Source organism: Nocardioides sp. Bht2, from assembly GCF_047308515.1.
Lineage (GTDB): Bacteria > Actinomycetota > Actinomycetes > Propionibacteriales > Nocardioidaceae > Nocardioides.
Genome location: NZ_JBLBWI010000001.1, coordinates 150,094 through 173,405, shown reverse-complemented (window position 1 = coordinate 173,405; position 23,312 = coordinate 150,094). Strand labels below are relative to the sequence as shown.

Annotated in this window: 21 protein-coding genes; 6 read left to right on the top strand and 15 right to left on the bottom strand. The window is 68.3% G+C overall.

Features of this window, described 5'->3' with window-relative positions; genetic code table 11:
- Window positions 1-22: 22 nt before the first annotated feature.
- The gene (locus tag ACLM5J_RS00890) at window positions 23-670 is read right to left on the bottom strand and encodes a hypothetical protein (protein WP_413654117.1); all 648 of its coding nucleotides are present in this window, start codon (window positions 668-670) and stop codon (window positions 23-25) included.
- A 19-nt stretch (window positions 671-689) separates the two neighbouring features.
- On the opposite strand from ACLM5J_RS00890, the gene ACLM5J_RS00885 reads away from it, so the two are divergent.
- Window positions 690-905 carry a hypothetical protein gene (locus tag ACLM5J_RS00885; RefSeq protein ID WP_413654116.1) on the top strand — a complete coding sequence of 72 codons (216 nt, stop codon included), beginning with the start codon at window positions 690-692 and terminating at the stop codon, window positions 903-905.
- A 264-nt stretch (window positions 906-1,169) separates the two neighbouring features.
- On the opposite strand, the gene ACLM5J_RS00880 is transcribed toward ACLM5J_RS00885, so the two are convergent.
- Both ACLM5J_RS00880 and ACLM5J_RS00875 read right to left on the bottom strand, forming a co-directional pair.
- Window positions 1,170-2,507, bottom strand: coding sequence for an MFS transporter (locus ACLM5J_RS00880; protein ID WP_413654115.1), 1,338 nt, complete (start codon window positions 2,505-2,507; stop codon window positions 1,170-1,172).
- Window positions 2,504-3,457: a zinc-binding dehydrogenase gene (locus ACLM5J_RS00875; RefSeq protein WP_413654114.1), complete on the bottom strand. Its 954-nt coding sequence runs from the start codon at window positions 3,455-3,457 to the stop codon at window positions 2,504-2,506. Before ACLM5J_RS00875 ends, ACLM5J_RS00880 begins: the two co-directional genes overlap by 4 nt.
- A 36-nt stretch (window positions 3,458-3,493) precedes the next feature.
- Between ACLM5J_RS00875 and soxR the strand changes: the two genes are divergently transcribed.
- Together soxR and ACLM5J_RS00865 are read left to right on the top strand one after the other, a co-directional pair.
- Entirely contained in the window at window positions 3,494-3,961 is a 468-nt protein-coding gene (gene soxR / locus ACLM5J_RS00870; protein ID WP_413654113.1) for a redox-sensitive transcriptional activator SoxR, read from the top strand.
- Window positions 3,962-4,084: 123 nt separating this feature from the next.
- Entirely contained in the window at window positions 4,085-5,068 is a 984-nt protein-coding gene (locus tag ACLM5J_RS00865; protein ID WP_413654112.1) for a calcium/sodium antiporter, read from the top strand.
- A 4-nt stretch (window positions 5,069-5,072) separates the two neighbouring features.
- Here the strand turns inward: ACLM5J_RS00865 and ACLM5J_RS00860 are convergent, their stop codons facing one another.
- The 3 genes from ACLM5J_RS00860 to ACLM5J_RS00850 form a co-directional block, all read right to left on the bottom strand.
- A complete protein-coding gene (locus ACLM5J_RS00860) occupies window positions 5,073-6,749 on the bottom strand; it encodes an alpha/beta hydrolase (RefSeq protein WP_413654111.1) in 1,677 nt (558 codons plus the stop codon).
- Between the two features lie 45 nt (window positions 6,750-6,794).
- Entirely contained in the window at window positions 6,795-8,771 is a 1,977-nt protein-coding gene (locus tag ACLM5J_RS00855) for an MFS transporter (protein ID WP_413654110.1), read from the bottom strand.
- Window positions 8,772-8,977: 206 nt separating this feature from the next.
- Window positions 8,978-11,068, bottom strand: a complete 2,091-nt coding sequence (locus ACLM5J_RS00850) for an MMPL family transporter (protein WP_413654109.1) — start codon at window positions 11,066-11,068, stop codon at window positions 8,978-8,980.
- A 192-nt stretch (window positions 11,069-11,260) separates the two neighbouring features.
- Between ACLM5J_RS00850 and ACLM5J_RS00845 the strand changes: the two genes are divergently transcribed.
- Window positions 11,261-11,803 (top strand): GyrI-like domain-containing protein, encoded by a 543-nt coding sequence (locus tag ACLM5J_RS00845; RefSeq protein ID WP_413654108.1) that lies wholly within the window; start codon window positions 11,261-11,263, stop codon window positions 11,801-11,803.
- A gap of 6 nt (window positions 11,804-11,809) precedes the next feature.
- On the opposite strand, the gene ACLM5J_RS00840 is transcribed toward ACLM5J_RS00845, so the two are convergent.
- Genes ACLM5J_RS00840 through ACLM5J_RS00825 form a run of 4 tightly spaced genes read right to left on the bottom strand, consistent with a single transcriptional unit; the run spans window position 11,810 to window position 14,601 of the window.
- Window positions 11,810-12,226 (bottom strand): type II toxin-antitoxin system VapC family toxin, encoded by a 417-nt coding sequence (locus ACLM5J_RS00840; protein WP_413654107.1) that lies wholly within the window; start codon window positions 12,224-12,226, stop codon window positions 11,810-11,812.
- Window positions 12,109-12,471 (bottom strand): type II toxin-antitoxin system Phd/YefM family antitoxin, encoded by a 363-nt coding sequence (locus ACLM5J_RS00835; protein ID WP_413654106.1) that lies wholly within the window; start codon window positions 12,469-12,471, stop codon window positions 12,109-12,111. Before ACLM5J_RS00835 ends, ACLM5J_RS00840 begins: the two co-directional genes overlap by 118 nt.
- A gap of 45 nt (window positions 12,472-12,516) precedes the next feature.
- Window positions 12,517-13,209: a DUF429 domain-containing protein gene (locus ACLM5J_RS00830; RefSeq protein ID WP_413654105.1), complete on the bottom strand. Its 693-nt coding sequence runs from the start codon at window positions 13,207-13,209 to the stop codon at window positions 12,517-12,519.
- A gap of 48 nt (window positions 13,210-13,257) precedes the next feature.
- On the bottom strand, window positions 13,258-14,601 hold the full coding sequence (locus ACLM5J_RS00825; protein WP_413654104.1) for an HNH endonuclease: 1,344 nt from the start codon (window positions 14,599-14,601) through the stop codon (window positions 13,258-13,260).
- A 145-nt stretch (window positions 14,602-14,746) separates the two neighbouring features.
- Between ACLM5J_RS00825 and ACLM5J_RS00820 the strand changes: the two genes are divergently transcribed.
- Window positions 14,747-15,202, top strand: a complete 456-nt coding sequence (locus ACLM5J_RS00820) for an SRPBCC family protein (RefSeq protein WP_413654103.1) — start codon at window positions 14,747-14,749, stop codon at window positions 15,200-15,202.
- A 4-nt stretch (window positions 15,203-15,206) separates the two neighbouring features.
- Here ACLM5J_RS00820 and ACLM5J_RS00815 read toward each other — a convergent pair whose 3' ends face one another.
- The 3 genes from ACLM5J_RS00815 to ACLM5J_RS00805 all read right to left on the bottom strand — a co-directional run bounded on the left by ACLM5J_RS00815 (window position 15,207) and on the right by ACLM5J_RS00805 (window position 20,655).
- Entirely contained in the window at window positions 15,207-17,144 is a 1,938-nt protein-coding gene (locus ACLM5J_RS00815) for an OPT family oligopeptide transporter (protein WP_413654995.1), read from the bottom strand.
- Window positions 17,145-17,333: 189 nt separating this feature from the next.
- Window positions 17,334-19,232, bottom strand: coding sequence for a translational GTPase TypA (gene typA, locus ACLM5J_RS00810; protein WP_413654102.1), 1,899 nt, complete (start codon window positions 19,230-19,232; stop codon window positions 17,334-17,336).
- 94 nt (window positions 19,233-19,326) lie between these two features.
- Entirely contained in the window at window positions 19,327-20,655 is a 1,329-nt protein-coding gene (locus tag ACLM5J_RS00805) for an ABC1 kinase family protein (RefSeq protein ID WP_413654101.1), read from the bottom strand.
- 55 nt (window positions 20,656-20,710) lie between these two features.
- Here ACLM5J_RS00805 and ACLM5J_RS00800 point away from each other — a divergent pair, with 55 nt between their 5' ends.
- The gene (locus ACLM5J_RS00800) at window positions 20,711-21,706 is read left to right on the top strand and encodes a hypothetical protein (protein ID WP_413654100.1); all 996 of its coding nucleotides are present in this window, start codon (window positions 20,711-20,713) and stop codon (window positions 21,704-21,706) included.
- Between the two features lie 21 nt (window positions 21,707-21,727).
- Here ACLM5J_RS00800 and ACLM5J_RS00795 read toward each other — a convergent pair whose 3' ends face one another.
- Together ACLM5J_RS00795 and ACLM5J_RS00790 are read right to left on the bottom strand one after the other, a co-directional pair.
- On the bottom strand, window positions 21,728-22,417 hold the full coding sequence (locus ACLM5J_RS00795; protein ID WP_413654099.1) for an aspartate/glutamate racemase family protein: 690 nt from the start codon (window positions 22,415-22,417) through the stop codon (window positions 21,728-21,730).
- Window positions 22,418-22,498: 81 nt separating this feature from the next.
- Complete coding sequence (locus ACLM5J_RS00790) at window positions 22,499-23,248, bottom strand: SDR family NAD(P)-dependent oxidoreductase (protein WP_413654098.1); 750 nt, start codon at window positions 23,246-23,248, stop codon at window positions 22,499-22,501.
- Between the last annotated feature and the right edge of the window lie 64 nt (window positions 23,249-23,312).

The window sequence follows — 23,312 nt, the reverse complement described above, 5'->3', positions numbered from 1 at the left end:
ACGCCCAGGTCACCTTGATCGCCTAGAAGGAGCAGGCCAGGTACGCGGCCTTGGTGGAGAGCTTCTTGCCGTTGTTGAGTTTGACGATTGCTTCGATCTTGGCAGCCTTGTTGTCGGCGATCTTCAGGCTGGTGCTCTTGCCCTTCTTGACCTTGTTGCCCTTGAGTGCGGCCACCTTCTTGCCGTTCACGGTGTAGGTGATCGAATCGATCTGCTTGACGCGCTTGGCGTTGCCGGTCACCTTGGCCGTGGCGCCGTTCGTGGCGCAGCTGCGAGCAGAGGGCAGGGTGACGAACGGCTTGGCCTTACCAGTGGGCTTGGCACTGGCGCTTCCCGCAGGGGCGAACTTGAGGGAGAGGCTCGCCTTTGCCTTGCCGAACGAGGTCGAGTTGCCCCGCACCCTGACCTCGGCCTCGAGATAGCCGTCGTAGTCACCGGGCTGCAACAGGTAGGTGCCGGTCGTGGTTCCGTCCAGTTCGCGACCGTAGGCGTCGATGTACGGGTCGGCGTCATTGAGGTAGAGATAGGTCTCGGTGTACATCGGACCCTTGCGTGCCATGGAGTAGCTCACCCAGGTCGGTTCGGACAGGGTGAAGGCGAAGTCGGTGTCAGCGCCGGCGTAGGTGACGATCGTGCACGCGGCGGTGGGCTTGCTCGTCGTCTGAGTCACAGAACCAGTCGCTTCGACGGTGATCGCTGTCGGCCGGTTGCCGACCGCTGTCGCCTTGGAGTTCACCGCGATCTTTGTGGTCTGGGTGATGGTGTCGGTCGCATCGCCGGTCGCCTGGTGGGACGAGGTCGCGGTGAAGGTGGCTGCTGCCGCCGGGCCGTTCGGCGTCATCGGCACGGAGGCCGGTGCAGCAGTCACCGATTCGGTCGACGTGCAGGACCCGCTGGATACGTAACTGCCCGAGTATGGGTCGAGTTCAAGCTCGCTGAAGGCGGCGGCTTGCACGGGCATAACTGTGCTGGCAAGGAGCGCGACGCTTGCCGTGGTTGCGCCACCTGCGAAACTCAATGCGCGGATCTTGGTGCGGGGGGTCATACGGATTCCCTTCGGCTGTCACCCGAGATGAGTTTTGGACATTCAGACGCTAGCCGTGGGTTCATCTCCGCGGACAACAAACGCGGAAAGTCTTCTGGACGGCCCTCCTGGAATCTTGAGCGCGTTACGCCAGTCGGCGGGCAGGCACCAACGCCAGTGCCGCGAGCACTGCTGCCGTCAGCACCAGACCGGTCGCAGCGGCCACCGGGGCGTTCTGCGCGAACCCGGCGAAGACCACGCCGCCGATCGCCAGGAACGCAGCGATGCTGATGTAGTCGTTGGTCTGGAGCGCGGCCGAGGTGCGCCCTTCCTCGCCGTCGCGCGCGGTAGCCAGGGCGAGCACGGAGAGTGTCGAGAACGCCATGCCGATCCCGAGTCCGCCCACACCCCACGCCGCCAGCGGTACAGCCAGCGGAACGGCGGGGATCGCGACGGTGGTGAACCCGAGGAGCCCGACCGCGACCAGGCCGGCGCCGATACGCACCCGGCCAGGCTGGTCCGCGAGCGCCTGCCAGCGCGCCGCGAGGACGGCGCCCGCCGACCAGGTGATGGCGCCGATCGTCAGCACCCATCCCGCTTCGGTGAGGCTGAGCCCACGTTTCATCGTGAGCAGCAGCGGGAGGTAGACCTCGGCCGCAGCGAAGGAGGTCCCGATCGCGGCCCGGGTCAGCAGCACGGCGGGCAGCCCGGGAGCCAGCCGCCATGAGCCGGGTGGGAGCAGGCGTCGTCCGCCGACGTAGATCGCCACCACGCCGAGGATCACCAGGCCTGGCCACCAGGCCACCACCCGCTGACCCGCCAACGCCAACAGGAGAGCGCCGCCGGCGGTGAGCCAAGCGAAGCGGAGCCCCACCTTCTCGGGGCCGACTGAACTTGGCCGCGAAGGCGCATCGGCGACCAACAGCCAGGCGGCGAAGGCGAGCGCGGGCACTCCGAGGAAGACCCAGCGCCAGCCCACGGCGTCCGCGATCTGGGCGGCGAGCAGTGGTCCGACGAGCGCCGGCAGCACCCAGGCGGTGGTCAGCACGGCGAAGACCCGCGGCCGCATCGCCTCGGGATAGGCCTGCGCGATCAGGACGTACAGGGCGACGCCGAGGACGCCGCCGCCGTAGCCGTGGACGAGTCGCCCCGCGACGAAGAGGGGCATCGTGGGTGCGGCCCCGGCGAGCAGCACGCCCAAAGTGAAGATCACCAGGCCGCGACGGAGGACCGGGCCGGGGCCGTACCTGTCGGCAGCCGGTCCTGCCCAGGCCAGAGCAACGATCGACGCCGCCAACGGGCCCGCGAAGGCGACCGGGTACCAGCTGAGCCCGTCGAGCTGGTCGGCGACGCGGGGCATCACGGTGGAGACGGCGAGGGCCTCGAAGGCGAAGAGGAACGCCAAGGAGAAGACCCCGACGGTGGTGCGGCCGTGGCGGCCGCGCCACGGAGAAGGGTGGGTGACGTCGAGGACGGCGCTCACCGGGACACCGCCAGGACGACCTTGCCCACGGTCCGCCGCTGCTCGATCGCGCGGTGGGCCTCGGCGGCGTCGGCGAGATCGAAGTGGGAGGAGACCAGTGGGACCCGGACGCCGGACGCCGCAGCGGCGAGTGCGTCCTGCTCGAACTCGGCGATCCGGCTCAGGATCGGTGGCCCGAGAACGTCGATCACCCGACGCTGGGGGTCGTCGTAGGTGGGCGGTTCGTCGCTGAACCAGCCGTAGCGGACCAGGCGACCGCCGGGGGCCAGACGTCGGTACAGCGCCTCGCCGACGACTCCGCCGACGCCGTCGAAGACGAGGGTGTAGGGGCCGTGCTCGTCGATCTGGTCGGCCCAGTCGGCGGCGCGGTGATCGATCGCAGTCGCGCCATAGGAGGTGACGATCGCAGCTTTCTCACCGCCGCCGGAGACGCCGACGGCGGTGCCGCCAGCGGCGCGGATCCCTTGCAGTAGAAGAGCTCCCAGCCCGCCTGCTGCCGAGGTGACCGCTGCTGTATCGGCGCTGGTGAGGCCGGAGAGTTCGAGGATCGCCGAAGCAGTGCGGCCGGTGCCGATGGCGGCCACGGCGGTAGCGGCATCTAGTCCGTCGGGGATCGAGTAGGCCCGCTCGACGGCAACGACGGCCTGCGAGGCGTAGCCGCCACCGCCGAGCCCCAGGTGGGCGACGACGCGCCGACCCAACCAGGAGCGCTCGACGCCGTCGCCGATCAGGTCGACGGTGCCGGCGACCTCGCGTCCGGGAATGGCGGGGAGCTCGGGTGCTTGCCCCATGCCGAAGGATCGGCCGGCTCGGATCGCGGTGTCGAGGACATGGACCCCGGCCGCCTCGACGGCGATACGGAGCTGTCCGGGCTGGGGAGTGAGGTCGACCAGTAGTTCGAGGCCGAGGACGTCGGCGGGCCCGAAGGCGTGGTGTCGGATCGCGTGCATGGACTGATCGAACTACCTCAACTAAGGTTGAGGTCAATGACTGTCGAACGCCGACTTGCAGCACACAACCTGATGCCTGGCGAGGTCGCCCGCCGGGCGGGGATCGCCGTCTCTGCGCTGCACTTCTACGAACGCGAAGGCCTGATCTCCAGTACCCGCAACGCGGGCAACCAACGGCGCTACCATCGCGACGTCCTACGGCGGATCGGGTTCATCCGTGCGGCGCAAGGGGTGGGCATCTCGCTGGCAGAGATCCGGACCGCCCTTGCCACTCTGCCCGAGGAGCGGACGCCGACCAAAGCGGACTGGTCGCGGCTCTCCCGGTCCTGGCGCGGCAAGATCGAAGCTCAGATCACTCGGCTCGAGCGACTGCGCGACACCCTCGACGACTGCATCGGATGCGGGTGCCTGTCGATGAAGTCGTGTCAGCTCGCCAACCCCGACGACGAGTTGTCCGAGGTGGGGGACGGGCCGGTCCGGCTGTTGGGGCGCCGCTCGCCCTGACCGGTGCTCGCTCCCGGCCAACAGAAAGCCGGACCGGAGCGCAACCGAAAGTCGCCGACCTTCGGCGGCTGGTGTGGTTTGCTGAATCGGGCTAGCGGAGCGGAGAGGCAGCGTGGCGGACCGATGGCGGTAGTGACCCTGGCAGCAGGCCTTGCCCTGCTGGTCTTCGGCGCCGAACTCGTGGTGCGGCAAGGCTCCGCGTTGGCGACCCGGCTCAAGGTGAGCCCGATCGTGGTCGGGATGACCGTGGTCGCGTTGGGCACCAGCCTTCCGGAGTTGGCGATCGGACTCAATGCCGCCTCGCAAGGGCGCGGAGAGTTGGCAGTGGGCAACATCGTCGGCACCAACCTGGTCAACATCTTGTTGATCCTGGGGCTGGCCGCGCTGCTGCGCCCGATCGAGTTCGACGACCGTACGCTGCGCGTCGACCTGCCGATGATGGTCGGTGCCGCGGTCCTGATGGCGCTGCTCGCCTTCGACGGCGACCTCGGGACCAGCGACGGTCTGCTGCTGACCGGCTACGGTGTGCTCTACCTGGCGGTGGTCCTCGGCCTGAGCGCTCGGGAGAGCCGCCGGGCGCGCGCAGAGACAGCATCACTCCAAGCGAATCCGCGGGGCACCGGCTCCCCGCTGCACCCGCGACGACCTCGGGTCGGCGTCGAGATCCTGCTGCTCCTGTTCGGCCTCGGGCTGGTCCTGGTGGGATCGGAGTTCCTGGTCGACGGTGCTGTGGAGATCGCTTCGTCGATCGGTGCCAGTGATGCGTTCATCGGCCTCACCGTCGTCGCGATCGGCACCTCTGCTCCGGAGCTCGCGACCGCGATCGTGGCGACCGTCCGTGGCGACCGTTCGCTGGCGTTGGGCAACCTGATCGGCTCCAGCGTCTTCAACATCGCGTTGATCCTCGGGCCGACGGTGATCGCTGCCCCCGGCGCAGTGCCGGTGCCGGACGAACTGATCGCCGTCGACCTGCTGCTGATGCTGGCGGCCGCCGGGATCTGCATCCCGGCCTTCTGGAGCCATCGCCGCCTCGGCCGGGTCGAGGGCGGCCTCTTCGTCGCGGCCTACATCGCCTACCTGAGTTGGCTGTTGGCCACCCGGCTCTGAAAGGTCAGTCGCCTTCCAGTGGTTCCCCGGCGGCGAGCCGGGCGGTCTCGGCGCTGGTCCATCCCGGTGGCGGCAGGATCGCGGCCCAGGCCCAGACCGGCTCCTTGCCGAACCGGTGGCCCTGGCCCGCCGGGACCTCGTTGGCCATCAGCTGGTCGGCACCCAACTGCAGCATGGTGACGCCGGGGATCCACCGGATGTCGGGGGAGACGCCGGGCGGCTTCTCCTCCTTGAGCCAATCGGGGCGTTGGACGGCGAGCGACCAGTTCCACCAGGTGATCGGATCGTTAGCGTGTTGCAGGTAGCCGACGCGGGTCCCTTCCCAACCCGGGCTGGGCAGCTCCCAGTCGGCCGGGTCGCCGGCGAAGCGGACGACCTCGCCCTTGTCGTAGATCGGCTCCATCTCGGTGCTCCCCGGATCACGTTCCTCGGTGAACCGACTCCACAGCTCGTTGGCGTTGGTAGGCCCCACGAAGAGTGCCCCGTCGATCCGGTTCGCCATGTCCTGCTCACCGCTGAACGCGGCCTCGCCGCCGAAGCTGCCGAGGCTCTCGCCGCTGACCACGAGCTTCGGGCGACTCGCCTCGGGAAGCCGCAGCCACTTGCCGAAGACGGCGTCGAAGAGCAGTCGGCCGGCGTCCTTCGCGCGGCCCCGGTCGACGAGGAAGGAGATCGGGCTCGGCAGGTAGGAGTACTGCATGCTCACCGTCGCGGTGTCGCCGTTCCACATGTACTCGAGTGCTTGCGCCTGGTCCTCGTTGACCCAGCCGCGCCCGGTGCCGGTGACCACGTTGACGACCGCCCGATCGAATCCGCCGAGTCGCTCCAGCTCGTCGGCGGCGACGATCGCCTGCTCACGCAGGTCGATGTCGCCGTCGGTGCCGATCCCGACGTAGGCCCGCACCGGCTCCGTCGCGGGTTGTGTCGAGAACCGGGTGATCTCCTCGGCGCTCGGCCGGTTGCTGATGAAGACCCGGCCCTGGCGTCCGAGCTTGTCCCACTCCACCGCGGAGTTCGGGCCAGCGGAGACGTAGACGTTCGTCGGTGCCGGGCGGTCGGCCCGGAACTCGTCGTTGACCGCGACTGCGGCCGCGTCGAGCGAGGCGAGGACCCGTGAGGTGGCGACGTCGACGAGCAGGGTGTAGACGACGAAGGCGGTCAGCACCACCCCGAGCAAGGTCGCGACCGGAGCAGGAAGGAACCGTCCGACGATCCGTGCCAGCCCGGCGAATCCAGCCTTGACCAGGCGCGAGACGGCGATCAGGACCGTGAACAGGAGCGCCGCGATCAGCAGAGTGACGACGATCGCGCCGATGCCCTGGTGCTCCATCCCGACCAGATCGCGGAGCTCGTTCTCCCAGGAGTAGTACCACCAGATCATCAGCAGGCTGCCGGTGGCGCCGCCGACCGCCAACGCCTGCCAGCAGCGACGCCGCAAGGGACCGACGAGGCGCCCGCCGGAACGCCGGATCGCCCAGCCGATCAGGGCGCCGAGCCCGTAGCCGGCCCAAGCCGCGACCGCGACCACGACGCCCTGCAACGGTGAGCTGCGGGGCAGCAGCGACGGCGTCAGCGCGGACCAGGCGGCGACCAGGGCGAGCGCGCTCGCCAGGACCGGGGCGCGGAAGTGTCGCCGGGCGTGGCGTCGCGCCGTCTCCAAGAAGGGTGTGGTGGCGCTCATCGGTACTGCCCCTTGTGTTCGGCGGGAACGTCAGCCTAGGTGGACTCAGGCCAACGGGGTGCCCAGTCTCAGGTCGACGCTGCGCTGTGCCTCCCAGACGGTGACCGGGCGTGCGCCCATGGCGCCGTCACGTGAGGAGACGGTCAGTACATAGCGCCCGTTGGCGGGGCGGGGGATCAGGTACCGGCCCTCGTGGTCGGTCCGAATGGTGTCGACCACTTCTCCGGTGGCGCGGGTGAGCACCACCAGCGCGTCGACGACCGGTGCTTCGTCGGCGTCGGTGATCACTCCGGTCAGTGTGTAGCGCTGGCGCAGGACGATGTACGGGAGCGGGTGCAGGTCGTCGAGGTCCATCACCCAGGACCGGGGCTGCCACCCTTCGGCCGCGGTGACGACCAGGTAGTCGCCGGGGCGAGGGATGGCCACGTTGAATCGGCCCTCGGAGTCGGCTTGGCCCCAGTCGATCGCGACGCCGTCCGGGGTGAGCACGGTGACCACCGCGTTCCTGATCGGGTCGCCGGTGGCGGAGACGACGCGGCTGCGGACGACCCGCGTCTCGGCGCCCATCTGCTCGGTTCCGGCGCGGTCCCACTCCTCGGAGAAGGCCCGCATCCTCAACGTCGGAACGCCGATCGCGGTCGCACACAACGAGGCGCCGGCCGCCAACCAGAGGACCAGGGTGAGGGCGTCCTTGCTGGGCGCCATCGTGTCGGCGACCGCCACCGCCGAGGCGGCGGTGACCGCGGCGGTGATCGCGCTGGCGGTCGAGGTGCCGACCGAGCGGAGCAGGACGTTGAGGCCGTTGGCCGAGGCGGTTTCGGTGACCGGTACGGCACGCATGATCAGGGTCGGGAGGGCGCCGTAGGCGAGCGCGGTGCCGATCCCGACGAAGACTGAACCGAGGACGATCTGGCTCAGGTTGTCGCTGAGGAAGACCCGGGAGCCATAGGCCGCCGTCATCAGTGAGGTGCCGATCAGCATGGTCACCTGAGGGCTGTAGCGTCGCGTCATCCAGGCTGAGACCGGCGCCATCAGGCCGAAGGCCGCGGCGTTGGGCACCATCCACCAACCGGTCTCCAGGACGTCGAGCCCGAGGCCGTAGCCGGTGGCCTCGGGCATCTGCAGGAACTGGGTGGTGACCAGCATGTTGGTGAACATCGCGAACCCGGCGAAGACCGAGACGATGTTGACCACCATGACCGGTGTCCGCGAGGCGACCCGGATGTCGACCAGCGGGCTGGGGGTACGCAGCTCCATCGGGATCCAGAGCCCGACCAGCATGATCCCGACCGCGCTGAGGCCCAGTGTGGTGGCCGAGGTCCAGCCCCACATCGAGCCCTTCGAGACTGCCAGCAGCAGCGCTGTCAGGGCTGCGGAGAGGATGACCGCGCCACGGAGGTCGAAGGTGCCTCGGGTCTGCACCGGCGATTCGGGGAGCACCATGATTGTGGTGACCAGGAGCAAGCCGGCGACCATCGCGGTCAGCCAGAAGATCGCATGCCAGTCGAGGTGGTTGGCGATCAGGCCGGCCAAGGGGAGGCCGATGCCCGCGCCGACGGCGAGGGTGGCGCTCATGATCGCGACGCCGAGGGGCACCTTCTCGCGGGGCAGTTCGTCGCGCATGATCGCGATGGCGACCGGCACCAACGCCAGGCCGACACCCTGCAACGCGCGTGCCGTGATCAGCAGCGGCAGCAGTTCGCTGACGGCGCCCAGAAGTGAGCCCAGCAAGGAGATCGTCAACGCCGCCACCATCATCCGCCGCTTGCCGTACATGTCGGCGAGACGGGAGACGGTCGGGGTGGCGACCGCGCCGGCCAGCAGCGTGGCGGTGACCAGCCAGGAGGCGCTGTCGCTGGAGGTGCCCAGCAGGCGGGGGAGTTCCGGCAGCAGCGGGAGCAGCAGGGTCTGCTGGAGTGAGACGACGACGCCGCACAGGGAGAGGACGAAGACGATCGTGTTCGGGCTGGCGCGCCGACGTCCCTGGACTGGGGCGACCTGAGGCGTGCTGCTGGCGTTCACCGCATCTTCTCCTGAGCGGGACGTGACAGACGCACGCCCATCGCTTTGTCGTATTCAAGCAGTCCCGCCCATCGAGTGGGACAGGGTGGTTCCGCCGAACAGAACTGGTCTATGCCGAATCGGCCTGTGCAGAGCGCTCCAGGTAGGAGGACGCCGAGGGGCCGACGTCGTGACGACGTCAGCCCCTCGTAGGTCCAGGCGCGAGCTCAGACCAGTGCGGGCTCGTCCTCCGGCTCGGCTTCCGGCTTCTTCTCGTCGCCGTGGCCGGGCCACCACGCCGCGTGTCCGATCAACGCGGTGAGGGCCGGGGTGAAGAACATCGCCATCACGAAGGCCGCGACTGCGATGCCTACCGAGAGCGCGAAGCCCATCGAGACCATCAACGAGTTCCCGGCCAGCATCAGCGACGCGAACGTGCCGGCCAGGATCACGCCGGCCGCCGCGATGGTCGGACCGGCGTGCTTGACCGCCTCAGCAGCGGCGTCACGCGGGTTGCGGCCCTCTCGGGCCTCTTCCCGCAACCGGGCGATCATCAAGATGTTGTAGTCGGTGCCGAGCGCCGTCACGAACAGGTAGATGTAGATCGGCAGCATGAAGATCAGGCCGGACTCGCCCTGGATGTGCTGGAAGACGATCACCGTTGCACCCAGGGTGGCGGCGAAGCCGAGACCCACCGCGGCCATCAGGTACCAGGGGGCGACCAGGCTGCGCAGCAACACCATCAGGATCAGCAGGATGATCGCCGCGGCCACCGGGAAGACGACGGAGTAGTCGCGGTCCATCGCCTTCTGCATGTCCGCGAAGATCGATGCCGTACCGCCGACGTAGGCGGAGGTGCCGTCGGGGGCGGCGTCGTGGGCTGCGGTGCGGATCGGGCCCTTGACGTCGTTGAGGGCCTGGTCGGAGACCGGGTCGTGTTCGAGGATCACGCTGAACACGGCGGCCTTGCCGTCCTCGGAGACCTGTGCCGGTTGGACGGAGTCGACGCCCCGGGCGGCCTCGAGGGACTTCTGGAAGCCCGGCAGTTGAGCGGGGTCGAGGGTGCCGTCCTTGGCGACCAGCAGGACCGGCGCCGGATCGGCCTGCCCGGCGGCGAAGTGGTCCTGGAAGTTCTCCATCGCCTCGGTGGACTCGACGTTCTTCGGCAACGAGGAGTTGAAGTCGAACGACGGGTTGAAGCCCAAGGAGAAGGCCGCCAGGACCAACATCAACAGACCGGAGACGGCGGCGAAGGTGCCGGGACGGCGTCCCAGGGAGCGCCCGACCCTGCTGAACCGGGCGGCCTCGGGCTCGGCCATCCACTTCTTCGACGGCCAGAACAGGGCACGACCGAGCAGCGTGACCACGGCCGGAACCAGCGTCAGCACGGCGATCATCGTGACGAAGACGGCGATCGCCAGGGCCGGGCCGATGGCCCGGAAGATGCTGAGGGAGCTGAGCAGCAGCGCCAGGAACGCCACGATCACGGCGCCGCCGGCGGAGGTGATCGCCTCACCCGCGCGCTCCAGGCCGTAGCGCACCGAGGCCTTCACATCGGCACCGTGGCGCAGCCGCTCGCGATAGCGGAACAGGAAGAACAGGATGTAGTCGGTGCCGATGCCGTAGAGCACGACGACCAGGATGGTCTGGATCGAGGAGTCGGCCTTGAGATCGAACGCCTCGTTGGCGAAACCGATCAGGCCGGTAGCCACCACCGAGACCAGGCCGACGATCACGATCGGCATCAGGCAGATGATCACGCTGCGGAAGATCAGGGCGAGGAGCAACACGATCAGCACGATCGTGGCGATACCGACGATGGCCAGAGCCTGTTCGCTGGACTCCTGGGAGTCGAGGCCCTGGGGCACGGTGCCCGTGGTCTGGGCGGTGAGATCGGTGTCGGCGAGTAGCTTCTTCAGCTCCGCGCGCATCTCCTTGGCGTCGTCGAACGCCTGCGGGTCGTACCCGGTGGCGTCCTTGGCCAGCGGCACGATGCCGAGCATCACAGTGCCGTCCTGGGAGACGTTCGGTGCGTCGCCGGTGCTGGTGACCATCGTCTGGACGAAGGTCTTCGTGCCCAGCTTGGGCCCGAGTTCAGCGCCGAGGTCGTTGACCGCCTCCTGGTCGGCCGCGGTCAGCTTGCCGCCGTCCTCGCGTTCGAAGAGAACGATGGCGCCGGGGGTGGAGTTCGCCTCCGGGAAGTGGTCGAGCTGTGACTGCGCGGCACGGATCGACTCGTAGTGCGAGGGCAGGAACTCCGACTGGTCGGAGGTTGTCTTGAGGGTCGGAGCGGTGAGGGCGACGGCTACCGCCACCACCACCCAGACTCGATCACGATCCAGGGATGGGAGGACACGAGGCGACCGAGGGCTTTGAACACGCACGGCACGTTACCGAAACCGTCCGACATGACGACACCTTTTTTGCCGCTTCAGGGTGAAGCCAGGGTCGGTTCGGGGTCGATGGGCGTGTGCCGATGACTTTCCGCTTCGGCCGCGGTCCAATCAGGTATGACCAACGACCGCGTGAACGTCAAGCGTGACGAGATCCCGCTGATCCTCTCCCCGCAGCCCCTGCTGACCCCGACCGTCCTCTCCTTGCCCGATGAGGTGGCGGTGGTCCAGTTGCACAACGAGGGCGTGACGCTCGCTGACCTACCCGGCATCTTCGACGCCGGCTACTCCGTCCTGGCCGGGTTGGGGCCGATCGGCCCCGGGTTCGCGATCTACAGCGGTGACGTGGCCTCCACCTTCGACCTCACCATCGGTTTCCCGGTGGCAGGGGCGCCCACCCCGCCCGGGATCGTCCCGACGAACGCCGTCGTCAACCCCGCCGATCTGCCCGACGGGGTCGAGCACGGCACCTTCCCCAGTGGCAATGCCCTGGTCAAGAGCCACCTCGGTTCCTTCGATGGCCTCGGCCCGGCCTGGGCGGCGCTGCTTGAGACCCCGGACCTGGTCCGCAGCGGCCCGATCATCGAGATCTACGTTACCGACCCCAGCGTGACGCCGATGGAGGAGTGGCGTACCGACCTGGTGGTGCCGCTGGGCTGAGCGTCCTCAGGCTGGAAGCCACGGGTTCACGATCTTCGCGCCCGTCGGTTCGAAGTCGGAGACGTTCCGGGTGGCGACGATGAGCCCGTGTTCGAGCGCTGTCGCTGCAATCAGCATGTCGCGTTCCGGGCGAGGGTCAGGAACATGAAGGGTCGCTGCCCGTCGAGCAACGGCGAGATCGACGGGCAGGAGGCGATCGGCGTAGCGGGTGAGCACGGTTCCTTCGAGCCAGCCACGCAACGGCGCGCCTTGTGGGGCGTCGCGTCGTTCGACGGCGAGCACGCCAGCCTCGATCTCACGGATCGTCACGACGCTGATGAATGCGTCGCGCCGCCCGATCTCCTCCGCCCAGGCGGCAACACGGTGGTCGGGGTTTGCCTTGCGCAGTTCGCTGACGACGTTCGTGTCGAGCAGATAGGCCACAGCTCGGCGACCCTGCCAAGGTCCCGCGCGACGATCGGCTCGAAGTCGACGTCCGTGTCGGTCGCGATGTCCATCCTGAGGGAGTCCCTAACGCTTGCGTGGCCCGTCAGTTCCTCATAGGTGTCGATGCTCATCAGCACGGCCATCGCCCGGCCGCGTTCGGTGATGAAGACCGGTCCGTCCTGCGCCAGCGCCTTGACCTTGGAAGGCGATTGGTTGAACGTACGTGCGCTGACTGTGCTCATGCGGTGCACCTCCGACTTTCAAGATAACTAGGTAACTACCTTCGTTCAAGCCCAGATGGCGGCGAGGTGACCGTCTCCGAACTCCTCCGGAACGGGCGGGTGGCTGACGGCGTCACCGACCGCGTAGCGCTGCGCGGTCCAGGCCGCGGCTGCGGCGTCCAGGACGTCGTCGACGCCGGCCATCGCACCGGCGAGGCCGAGGTCGTCGGGGATCACGATGCCCGCTTCGCGAAGTAGACGTCGTCGATTCTCGGCACCGGACCAGGTGGACTTCGCGTGCCGGAGGGGGCCTCCCTGCATGGTGGCGAAACTGAGCTCCGGATGGACCTCGATCACGGCCTGCGCTGCCTCCCGGGCCCAGACATCGACCTCCAGGATCTTGCGGCTCAGCGCGAACGCCTGTTGGCTCAACCCCTTACCGGTCGCGCTGACACTGATCGCCGTCGCCTCGGCGTGGGTGGCCGCGCTGATCGCTGCGCGTACCGGCGTCGTGAAGACCGACGAGGCCCGCTTACCGATCAATCCACGGGCCAGCGCGTCCGACTGACGCACCGTGTTGATGGGCAGACCGATCGGCATGTCGACCCCGACGACGGCCAGCGCGCCGTCCAACTCCGCAGCAGCCACCAGTTCGGTGATGGTGGCCCCGAAGTACCCGCGGGCGTCGCTGCTGATCCCCACCCAACCCTTCTTGCAGGCGTCGACGCCAAGGGCCCGGACCGGTCGTGTTGCAGTCATGCGGAGAGGCTATAGAGATGGCATCGAGGAGATCGCCAGCCCTCGGCGTCAACTCGTGAGCGCGTAGAACCCGGGGTGGGTCTCGCGGAAGCGAGGTTCTCGCCAACCTGGTGGTTCGGGGACGCGCGAGACGTATCGGTGGCCGGTCAGGGTGATGGTCTCGACCTCTTGTCGGTCCTCGGCTGCGTTGATCACGCGTTGTCGCCAGCCGGCTACCTGTTTGGCGTGGTTGCAGGCCTCGCAGAGGCCCTGTCCGTTGATCGCATCGGTGGTACCGCCGGCAGCGAACGACCTGATGTGGTCGAAATGTCGGATCGGAGCATTGCAGTAGGGGGTGCTGCAGATCCCGGCGCCCCGGATCGCGAGAAACTCGGCCATGGCGGACGGGAAGAAGCGCTGCTTGGCGCTCATCGAGACCAACCCGCCAACCGGGGAGACGGTGAGGCGCCTGAACCAGGCGCCGACTCCGGTCGAGATCGCCCGCGATGCGAGCAATCTGGCGATCTCAGCGGGCAGAACCTCCTGACCGATGCCCGATGCCGTCAAGGTTGCCGGGGCATGACCGCCGGCAAGCGTCGAGGCAGTCATGGTCAGGTTCAGCGAGACGGGAACTGCAGGAGCCTGTTCCGGGGACCCGGTGTCGGGCAATCCGGTCAGGCGCGACAACGCGAGGTCGCACATCAACTGGCCCAGGCTGCGTGGATCACCCGCGGCCCGCGCCGCCAACGAAGCCTTGCGGACCGCCGCATAGGCGGCAACGGCTTGGGGGATCGGCATCAGGAAGGTCAGGTAGCCCATCGTGTCGGGAGCAGGGCGGACCGACGCGTGGCGGTCCGCTTCGGCCCGCCGGGCGCGCTCGACGACGGCGGCTGGATCGATCTCGACGGCGAGCCGCCGCACCTTCGCGTTCAAGTCCCGGTTGCCCAGGCCGGTCAGGGCAGCGGGGTCGGCGCAGATCTCCTCATCGACGAACCTGCGGTCGGCACGCGATAGACAGGCCGTCTCCTTGACGAGGATCTGCGCCCGATATTCGCTCAGGCTGCCATCTCGCAGTCGGGCGAGCGTGTGCGGCATCTCCGCCGTCAGCGCCTTGCTCATGCCGAGAAGAGTGCGGCCGCGGTGCGGCGACTCCTTGCGCGCCAGAGCGATCTCGCTCGCGATACCGGAGCCTTGCCGCACGGCGGGGACCGCAGCAAGTGCGCGCTCCTTGCGCCGTACCTCGTCGAAGACTGCCGAGGCCTCGGCCTGAACCGCGCACGCCGCCGACTTCAGCTCTTCGAGTGAGCCGATCAGTTCGATCAGTTCCGTCGCGTCATGGCCGCAGCCTCCAGCCGAGAGGCGGGCCCGAAGTGCCTGCACCTCTCGCACCAGGAGCGAGTGACTGATCGACATAGAACCACCGTGGACCCCACCTCCGACAGAACCCGTGCAGGCTCGAATGGGTGGGACCCTGACCGCGAAATCACCGGCGCGGAGAGCGGTGTGACGCTACCGTCCGATGGCAGAGACCGTTCGACAGGACTGAGAGGGAGCACCCATGGAGAACGACCTACAGGCTGAGATCGAGATCGCCGCATCGCCGTCGGCGGTATGGCAGCTCGTGCGTGACCCGGCTCAGATGCCGCGGTGGAGCCCGCAGGTGGAGTCGGTACGGATGCCCGAGGGGGAGTCGGTCGACGTCGGCACGCGGTTCACCAACCGCAACCGGGACGGCGAACTGGCGTGGGTCACGCACGGCGAGATCGTGCGCTACCAGCCCGAGCGGGAGATCGCGTTCCGGATCGACGAGAACTGGGTGACGTGGTCGCTCGCGTTGGCGCAGACCTCCGGCGGCACACTGTTGACGCAGCGTCGGGAGACGTCGGAGGGCATCTCGCCGCTCTCGACCGAGCTGGCCGATGGCTTCTACGGCGGTGTCGCGGCCTACGGCGAGGTCATGCTGAAGGGGATGCGCGAGACGCTGGCCGCGATCAAGACGACCGCCGAGGAGTGAGCCCTCAGCGGTTCTCCTCGGCGGAGATCGCCGTCCGTTGCGTGAACCGGTAGAGCCAGCCGATCACCAGGACGAAGGCGATCACACCCAGGGCTTCGGCCCAGTGCACGAACCCGTCGCCGACGATGCCGAGCGGGGCCTCTTCGCCGGTGGCGGCCACGACGCCGGCGAACGCGACCCCGAAGAGGCTCTCGCCGACGATCAGGCCGGTCGCCAGCAGGATGCCGAAGCGCTTGCTGCGCTCGGGGTCCTTGCTGCGCTCGGCCCAGCGGTTGTAGGCCAGACCGAGGAACGCGCCGATCGGGATCACCAGGGTGAGGGCGATCGGGAGGTACATCCCCATCCCCACCGCCAGCGGTGGCAGCCGGAGACGTCCCGACGTCTTGCCGAGCACCTCGTCGATGATCACCACGGCGACCCCGATGAGTGCGCCGAGACCGATCAGGTTCCAGTTCAGGTCGCCACCGAACACGCCCTTGGCCAGGGAGGAGATCAAGGCGGCTTGCGGCGCTGCCAGCGCGTCGGCGTCGGCGCCGGGCATTCCTTGGAAGCCGAACGCGGTCTTCAGCAGTTCCAGGATCGGGGCGATGATCACCGAACCGAAGACGACGCCGATGATCAGCGCGACCTGCTGCTTCCACGGTGTCGAGCCGACGAGTTGACCGGTCTTGAGGTCCTGCAGGTTGTCGTTGGAGATGGTGGCGACACCGAAGACCACCGCCGTGGTGAAGAGCGTGTACGCGATCAGCGCGGTGGTCTCGTCGGGGCTGTTGCCGGTGCCGTGCACGGCCTTGATCAGGAGTGCGGCTGCCAGGACGACGAGGACTCCGACGCCGGAGATGGGGCTGTTCGACGACCCGATCAGTCCAGCCATGTAGCCGCACACCGCAGCCACGATGAGCCCGATCAACAGCACGAACAGGACGCTGAGCATGACCAGGGTTCCCGCGTGGTCGGCGATCGCGGTGTCGCGGGTGAAGCCCCACAGCAGGAGTCCGATCGGCACCATCGAGATCGCGACGATGAGCGCGACGAGGTTGATCGGGATGTCGCGTTCGGTGATGTCGACCTGGTCACCGCCGCGGCGGGTACGGGCCGACACGATGGCGGCGCGGATCCCGGAGAGGATCGGGCCGAGGATCTTCAACAACGTCCAGATCGCGGCGACGGCGATCGCGCCGGCGCCGACGAACCGCACGTCGTCGGCGAAGACGGTGTTGACGACGTCCGCCACCGGCGTGCCGCCACCGAACTCGCCGGACGACCGGATCGGCAGTAGAACGCCGAAGGAGATCAACAGGCCGACGATCATCGCGAGTCCGACGGTGACGCCCACCAGGTGGCCGACGCCGATCAACGCCAGCGACAGGCTGGCGCCGACCATCGTGCCGCCGGAGCCGACTCGGAACGCGGTGGAGAGCGAACTGCTGATCACCTTCAGCGCGGCGACCAGGCTGAAGCCGGCGGCGGCGACCGCGCCCCAGACGATCACCCGAAGCCCGGCTTTGTTGTCGCCGGCGGCGTCCTGAGAGTCGCCGACCTTGAGCACCTCAGCTCCGGCCACGCCTTCGGGGTAGGGGAGGTCGGATCCGGTGACCAACGCCCGGCGCAGCGGGATCGAGTACATGACGCCGAGCATCCCGCCGAACGCGCAGACGGCGACCGTCGTCCAGTAGGGGAAGCCGGACCACCACCCGATCATCAGCAGACCAGGCAGTACGAAGATGATCGCCGACAGCGTGCCTGCCGCCGAGGCGATCGTCTGCACGATGTTGTTCTCGACGATGGAGTGGTCCGCGAAGCGGCGCAGCACCGTCATCGAGATGACCGCCGCGGGGATCGACGTCGCGAACGTCAGCCCGACCTTGAGCCCGAGGTAGACGTTGGCGGCGGTGAAGACCAACGTGATCAGCCCACCGAGGATCACCGCTCGTATGGTCAGCTCCCGGACCGGCGACGACTTCCTAGCCGGGGTCGAGGTTGACGTTGCCATGTGCCCTCCCAAGAAACCGTTGCCGCCGGACCTTCTCGCGTCCTCACGTTATTGCGTGGGACGCCGAAATGGCGAGAGCGGTACTTCGCTGTCGTCAGGCGACAGTGAAGTACCGCTCTCGTTAGAACTGGCGGAGCCTCAGCCCTTGTTCGCCTTACGCGCACGCGAAGCGGTCTTGGCGCGCTCGCCGGCGTCCAGGACGACCTTGCGGATGCGGACCGAGTCCGGGGTGACCTCGACGCACTCGTCGTCGCGGCAGAACTCCAGGCACTGCTCCAGCGACAGCTTCTTCGGCGGGATCAGCTTCTCGAAGTTGTCCGACGTCGCGGAGCGGATGTTGGTTTGCTGCTTCTCCTTGGTGATGTTGACGTCCATGTCGTCGGCGCGCGAGTTCTCGCCGACGATCATGCCCTCGTACACCTCGGTGGTCGGGTCGACGAACAGGATGCCGCGCTCCTGGAGCGAGGTCATCGCGTACGCCGTCGCGGCGCCCTTACGGTCGGCGACCAGCGAACCGTTGTTGCGCGAACGGATCTCGCCGGCCCACGGGGCGTAGCCCTCGGAGATGCTGTGCGCGATACCGGTACCGCGGGTCTCGGTGAGGAAGTCGGTCCGGAAACCGATCAGGCCACGGGCCGGAACGATGAACTCCATCCGGATCCAGCCGGTGCCGTGGTTGCTCATCGTCTCCAGGCGGCCCTTGCGGGCAGCGAGCAGCTCGGTGATCGTGCCGAGGTACTCCTCGGGCGCGTCGATGGTGAGACGCTCCATCGGCTCGTGCAGCTTGCCGTTGACCTCGCGGGTCACCACCTGCGGCTTGCCGACGGTGAGCTCGAAGCCTTCACGCCGCATCTGCTCGACGAGGATCGCCAGCGCCAGCTCGCCGCGGCCCTGGACCTCCCAGGCGTCGGGACGCTCGGTCGGCAGGATGCGGAGCGACACGTTGCCGACGAGTTCGGCGTCGAGGCGGTCCTTGACCAGACGGGCGGTCACCTTCGAGCCCTTGACCTTGCCGACCAGCGGCGAGGTGTTGGTACCGATGGTCATCGAGATGGCCGGCTCGTCCACGTGGATCAGCGGCAGCGCGATCGGGTTCTCGGCGTCGGCGAGGGTCTCACCGATCATGATCTCCGGGATACCGGCGACGGCCACGATCTCGCCCGGGCCGGCGGACTCGCCGGGCTTGCGGTCGAGACCCTCGGTGATCAGGAGCTCGGTGATCCGGACGTTCTTGACGTCCCCGTTGCGCTGCATCCAGGCGACGGTCTGGCCCTTCTTCAGGGTGCCCTGGTGGATCCGGAGCAGTGCCAGGCGGCCGAGGAACGGCGAGGCGTCGAGGTTGGTGACGTGAGCCTGCAGCGGCGCACCCTCGTCGTACTGCGGGGCCGGAATGGTGTTCAAGATGGTCTCGAACAGCGGCTCGAGGTCTGGCGAGTCCGGCAGGGTGCCGTTCTCGGGGACGTTCAGCGAGGCGCGGCCGGCCTTGCCCGAGGCGTAGACGACCGGGAAGTCGAGGCCGTCGACGTCGTCGTCGCCGAGCAGGTCCATGAAGAGCTCGTAGGCCTCGTCGACGACTTCGGCGATCCGGGCGTCGGGACGGTCGACCTTGTTGAGCACCAGGATGACCGGCATCTTGGCCTTGAGCGCCTTACCCAGCACGAAGCGGGTCTGCGGCAGCGGGCCCTCGGAGGCGTCCACCAGCAGCACGATGCCGTCCACCATGGACAGGCCGCGCTCCACCTCGCCACCGAAGTCGGCGTGGCCGGGGGTGTCGATGATGTTGATGGTCATGCCACCAGCGGGCGCGTGCGCACCGTTGTAGTGGATGGCGGTGTTCTTCGCGAGAATGGTGATGCCCTTCTCGCGTTCCAGGTCGCCGGAGTCCATGACGCGCTCGGCCACGCCCTCGGCCTGGTGCGCGGAGTAGGCGCCGCCCTGGAGCAGCATCGCGTCGACCAGGGTGGTCTTGCCGTGGTCGACGTGGGCAACGATGGCAACGTTGCGAATGTCGGATCGAGCCGTGCGGTTCTCGGACATGAGTCACTTTCGTCGAATGCAGCCCGCGGACACGAGCCGACCGATTCTACGTGCCACTAGCCCATCATTCCGAATCGTGCAAGACCTGCAGGGGTCAGGAAGCGTCGGCGAAGCCGGGCAGATGTTCGACCAGATGGGCGCGGAACGGCACCGTCGCCTCCAGTTGGCAGAGCACGCCGATGCCGCCCACCCAGACCCGGTGGATCAGCATGTATTCCGGTGGCAGGTTCAGTTTGAACGCCGCCGCGAAGTTCTCGGTGTTCGGCGTCGCCACCCGGGTCGCCTGGCTACGCAGCCAGGCGCGGTTGAAGGCGAACTCATCGGCGCGGGCGGGGTCGAGGAACGGGCCCAGGTAGTCGGCGATCGCCTCCGGTGAGAACTGCACCTTGGGCAGCAGGAACCCCTCATCGCGGAGACCCTGATGCACGGCCTCCCAGTCGCCGTCGACCGCGTGCCGCAGCAGTGTGCCGAGCGGACGGGGGAGCCCGTCGGGCAGTCGCGCGACGGCGCCGAAGTCCACGACGCCGAGGCGGCCGTCTGCCAGCACCCGGAAGTTTCCGGGATGCGGGTCGGCGTGCAGCAAGCCGGTACGTGCCGGGCCGACGACGAGAAAGCGTGCGTAGAGCTCACCGAAGTGGTCGCGCTCCTGCTCTTCGCCCTCGGCGATGACCCGGGCCAACGAGGAGACGCTCTCCATCCACTCGGTGACCAGCACCCGTGGGGTGAACTCCACGACCGCCGGGATCACGAAGTCGGGATCGTCGGCGAACTCGTCGGCGAAGACCTGCTGGGAGGCGGCCTCCAGGGTGTAGTCGAGCTCTTCGGCGATCCGGGCCTCGATCTCGGCCAGCAGCGGCTTGATGTCGATCCCCGGAGCCAACACGGTGAAAGCCCGGGCCAGGCGGCCCAACTGCTTGATGTCCGAGCGCAGCGCGGCACCCGCGCCGGGGTACTGCACCTTGACGGCGACCTCGCGGCCGTCCGCCCAGACCGCGCGGTGCACTTGGCCGATCGAGGCCGAGGCGACCGGTGTCTCGTCGAAGGACGCGAAGCGGCTGCGCCAGGAGCTGCCGAGTTCTTCGCTGAGTACCTGGTGCAGCAGGCGCGACGGCATCGGCGGCGCGGCGTCCTGGAGCCGGACCAGCACCTCGCGGTACGGACCGATCAACTCGTCGGGCAGCGCGGACTCGAAGATGCTCAACGCCTGGCCGAACTTCATCGCTCCGCCCTTGAGTTCGCCGAGTACCCGGAAGATCTGGTCGGCGGTCCGGAGCTGTACCTCGTTCAGAACGGCGGCAGCGGGCCGACCGACCAATCGCTTCCCGACACCGAGCGTGGTGCGACCGGCGAAACCGACCGGGATGCTGGCCAGACGCGCGGTCCGACCGAGCGCACTGCGCTTTAACCCGTCCCGCTCCGCCATGCGGTCTAGGGTAGCGGGGGCACCTATCCCGGACAGCGGATCGCAGGAGGCACCGATGGCACCACCCTGGCTCTCTCCGGGGCTCTTCCTGGTGTCCGGAGCGTTGCTCGCGGCCAGCCTGGTCGGCTGCTCCGGCGACGACGAGAGCCAGCCGCGCATCGCGACGCCGAGTTCGCCGGTCTCTGCGACCACCCTGACGGCGGGAACGTGCTGGGACGGAGCCAGGATCAGTGCCGACGACGCGCTGGCGTTGGTCGGTGAGCTCGACACCTTGGAGACCGACGCGTTGAGTGAGCTGCCGGCGTTCGCCGAGCCGATCGACTGTGCCCAACCGCATGGTCTCGAAGTGCTGCGGGTGGTGCCCTTGGTCGACGAGCTGGCGAAGACGACCTACCTCGATCTGGTGGACCCGACCCGGCCCGGCTACTCGGCACTCCGCTCGAAGGTGGCGACCGAATGTCGCGCCGCCGACCCGGCGCTGACCGCGGCTGCGGAGGCGAGCCCGTTGGATCTGATCCCGACGCCGGCTTTCGCCCAGGGACGCCGGATCACCTGGGCGCCGGTTCCGTACGCCAGCTTCAAAGCGGGAACCCGCGAGGTGCTCTGTCTCTTCGAGCAGGACGAGCCGGGCACGGTGCGCGCCGACGACTTCCGCAGCGCCGAGCTGGACCCAGCGGCGAGGGTCTGCCTGGACGCCGACCTGGTCACCGTCGCCTGCAACGAGCCGCACACCCGGGAGCAACTGCTCACCCTGATCGCGACCACGGCCGTCGCCGACGGACAGCTGCCGGGAAGCAGTGCGGTCAACGCGAAGGGGGAGAAGTACGTCGCGCTACGCAACGAGGCCTTCACCCTCTTCGACGCCGAATGCGACGCCTACTTCCGGGCCGTTGCACCGAACGCTCCCGACGGCCTGGTCGCGGTGGCCGAGTTCTATCCCGAACTCTGGGGCGACAAGAACGGGGAGTTCTCGGCGGTCTGCACCGTCAGCTCACCGCTGACGGTCGCCGCGGCGGAGATGCTGGAGACCAGCACCTCCGTCGTCGGCTGAGGTTCCTTCGTCGGCTGACGCTTAACTGAGCGCGGCGTCCAGAGCTGCCTTCACGTGCAGCGTGGTGCCCGGGAAGATCGGGACTTCGACATCGGTCTGCTTGACCAGGAGTTCCAACTCGGTGCACCCGAGGATGACGCCGCCGGCGCCTTGGTCCCAGAGGTCCTCGATCAGCTTGACCACCTTGCGGCGCGAAGCGTCGAGCACCTTCCCGTGCACCAACTCCTCGTAGATGATCGTGTTCAGCCACTCGTGGTCGGCTTCGTCGGGCACCACGACGTTCAGGCCGTGCGAGGCGATCCGGTCGGTGAAGAAGGTCCGCGACATCGCGAACGTGGTGCCGATCAGAGCGACCGACTCCAGGCGATGTGCCTTGCAGGCTTCAGCGATCACGTCGGCCAGGTGCAGCACCGGGATGTCGATCGACTCCTGCACCTGCTCGGCGACACGGTGGAAGGTCGTCGTGCAGAGCAGCAGGAAGTCGGCGCCGGCGGCTTCGACGGCGCGGCCCGCGGTGGAGAGGATCTCGGCGACCGAGTCCCAGTCCTCTTGCTCCTGCAGGGCGGTGACCTCGGCGAAATTGACCGAGGTCATGGCGATCTTGGCTGAGGTGAGGCCGCCTTCGCGGCTCTCCGCACCAAGGTTCAGGTCGCGGTAATAGACGGCGCTGGATTCCCAGCTCATGCCACCGATAAGTCCGATCGTCTTCACCCGTGTCAGTCTGCCATCTTCCGTGCGGTTCGGGCAGGGTTCGTTCACGTTACGGACCGGTGAGTAGCAAAGCCGACATGCCTACGGCGTAACGCGATGCACCTTGTGCTGAGCGGCCTGGGCGCGCGGCTTGATCACCATCTCGTCGATGTTGACGTGCGCCGGGCGGCTGGCGACCCAGCTGATCGCCTCCGCGATGTCGTCGGCGACCAGCGGCTCGGCCACCCCTGCGTAGACGGCGTCCGCCTTCGCCTGGTCGCCACCGAACCTGACCGCCGAGAACTCCTCGGTCGCCACCATGCCGGGGGCGATCTCGGTGATCCGGATCGGTTCGGCGACGAGTTCGAGGCGCAGCGTCTGCGTGATCACCTTGGTGCCGTGCTTGGCCGCGGTATACCCGGCACCGCCCTCGTAGGCGACCCGCCCGGCGGTCGAGCCGATGTTCACGATCAATGCGTCGCCGCTGGCACGAAGTGCCGGCAACAGCGCCTGGGTCACGTGCAGCAGCCCGAGCACGTTGACGTCGTACATCGCCTTCCACTGCGCCGGGTCCGCCTCGGCGATCGGGTCCAGCCCGAACGCCCCGCCGGCGTTGTTGACCAGGACGTGGACCTCCGGCCCGGCCACCTCGGCCAACCGGGCGACGGCGGCCGGATCGGTCACGTCACAGGCGACGGCGACCCCGCCGATCTCGGCGGCGAGCTCGGCGATCCGATCCTCGCGTCGGGCCGCCGCGATCACCCGGAACCCGTCGCGCGCCAGTGCCCGCGCGGTGGCGCGGCCGATCCCACTCGAAGCTCCGGTGACGACGGCGATGCGGGGAGTGCTCATGGCGACCATTGTCGCAGGGCGTACCGGGGCGGCGCATGCCCGTTGCAGACCCGTCACCGGGTGC

Excerpts from the sequence above, each read along its gene's own strand:
- ACLM5J_RS00800 (WP_413654100.1), top strand. The coding sequence starts at position 20,711 with ATGGCACCACCCTGGCTCTCTCCGGGGCTCTTCCTGGTGTCCGGAGCG.
- ACLM5J_RS00875 (WP_413654114.1), bottom strand. The coding sequence starts at position 3,457 with ATGCACGCGATCCGACACCACGCCTTCGGGCCCGCCGACGTCCTCGGC.
- typA (WP_413654102.1), bottom strand. The coding sequence starts at position 19,232 with ATGTCCGAGAACCGCACGGCTCGATCCGACATTCGCAACGTTGCCATC.
- ACLM5J_RS00845 (WP_413654108.1), top strand. The coding sequence starts at position 11,261 with ATGACCAACGACCGCGTGAACGTCAAGCGTGACGAGATCCCGCTGATC.
- ACLM5J_RS00835 (WP_413654106.1), bottom strand. The coding sequence starts at position 12,471 with ATGAGCACAGTCAGCGCACGTACGTTCAACCAATCGCCTTCCAAGGTC.
- ACLM5J_RS00830 (WP_413654105.1), bottom strand. The coding sequence starts at position 13,209 with ATGACTGCAACACGACCGGTCCGGGCCCTTGGCGTCGACGCCTGCAAG.
- ACLM5J_RS00805 (WP_413654101.1), bottom strand. The coding sequence starts at position 20,655 with ATGGCGGAGCGGGACGGGTTAAAGCGCAGTGCGCTCGGTCGGACCGCG.
- ACLM5J_RS00825 (WP_413654104.1), bottom strand. The coding sequence starts at position 14,601 with ATGTCGATCAGTCACTCGCTCCTGGTGCGAGAGGTGCAGGCACTTCGG.
- ACLM5J_RS00790 (WP_413654098.1), bottom strand. The coding sequence starts at position 23,248 with ATGAGCACTCCCCGCATCGCCGTCGTCACCGGAGCTTCGAGTGGGATC.
- ACLM5J_RS00860 (WP_413654111.1), bottom strand. The coding sequence starts at position 6,749 with ATGAGCGCCACCACACCCTTCTTGGAGACGGCGCGACGCCACGCCCGG.
- ACLM5J_RS00865 (WP_413654112.1), top strand. The coding sequence starts at position 4,085 with ATGGCGGTAGTGACCCTGGCAGCAGGCCTTGCCCTGCTGGTCTTCGGC.
- soxR (WP_413654113.1), top strand. The coding sequence starts at position 3,494 with ATGACTGTCGAACGCCGACTTGCAGCACACAACCTGATGCCTGGCGAG.
- ACLM5J_RS00820 (WP_413654103.1), top strand. The coding sequence starts at position 14,747 with ATGGAGAACGACCTACAGGCTGAGATCGAGATCGCCGCATCGCCGTCG.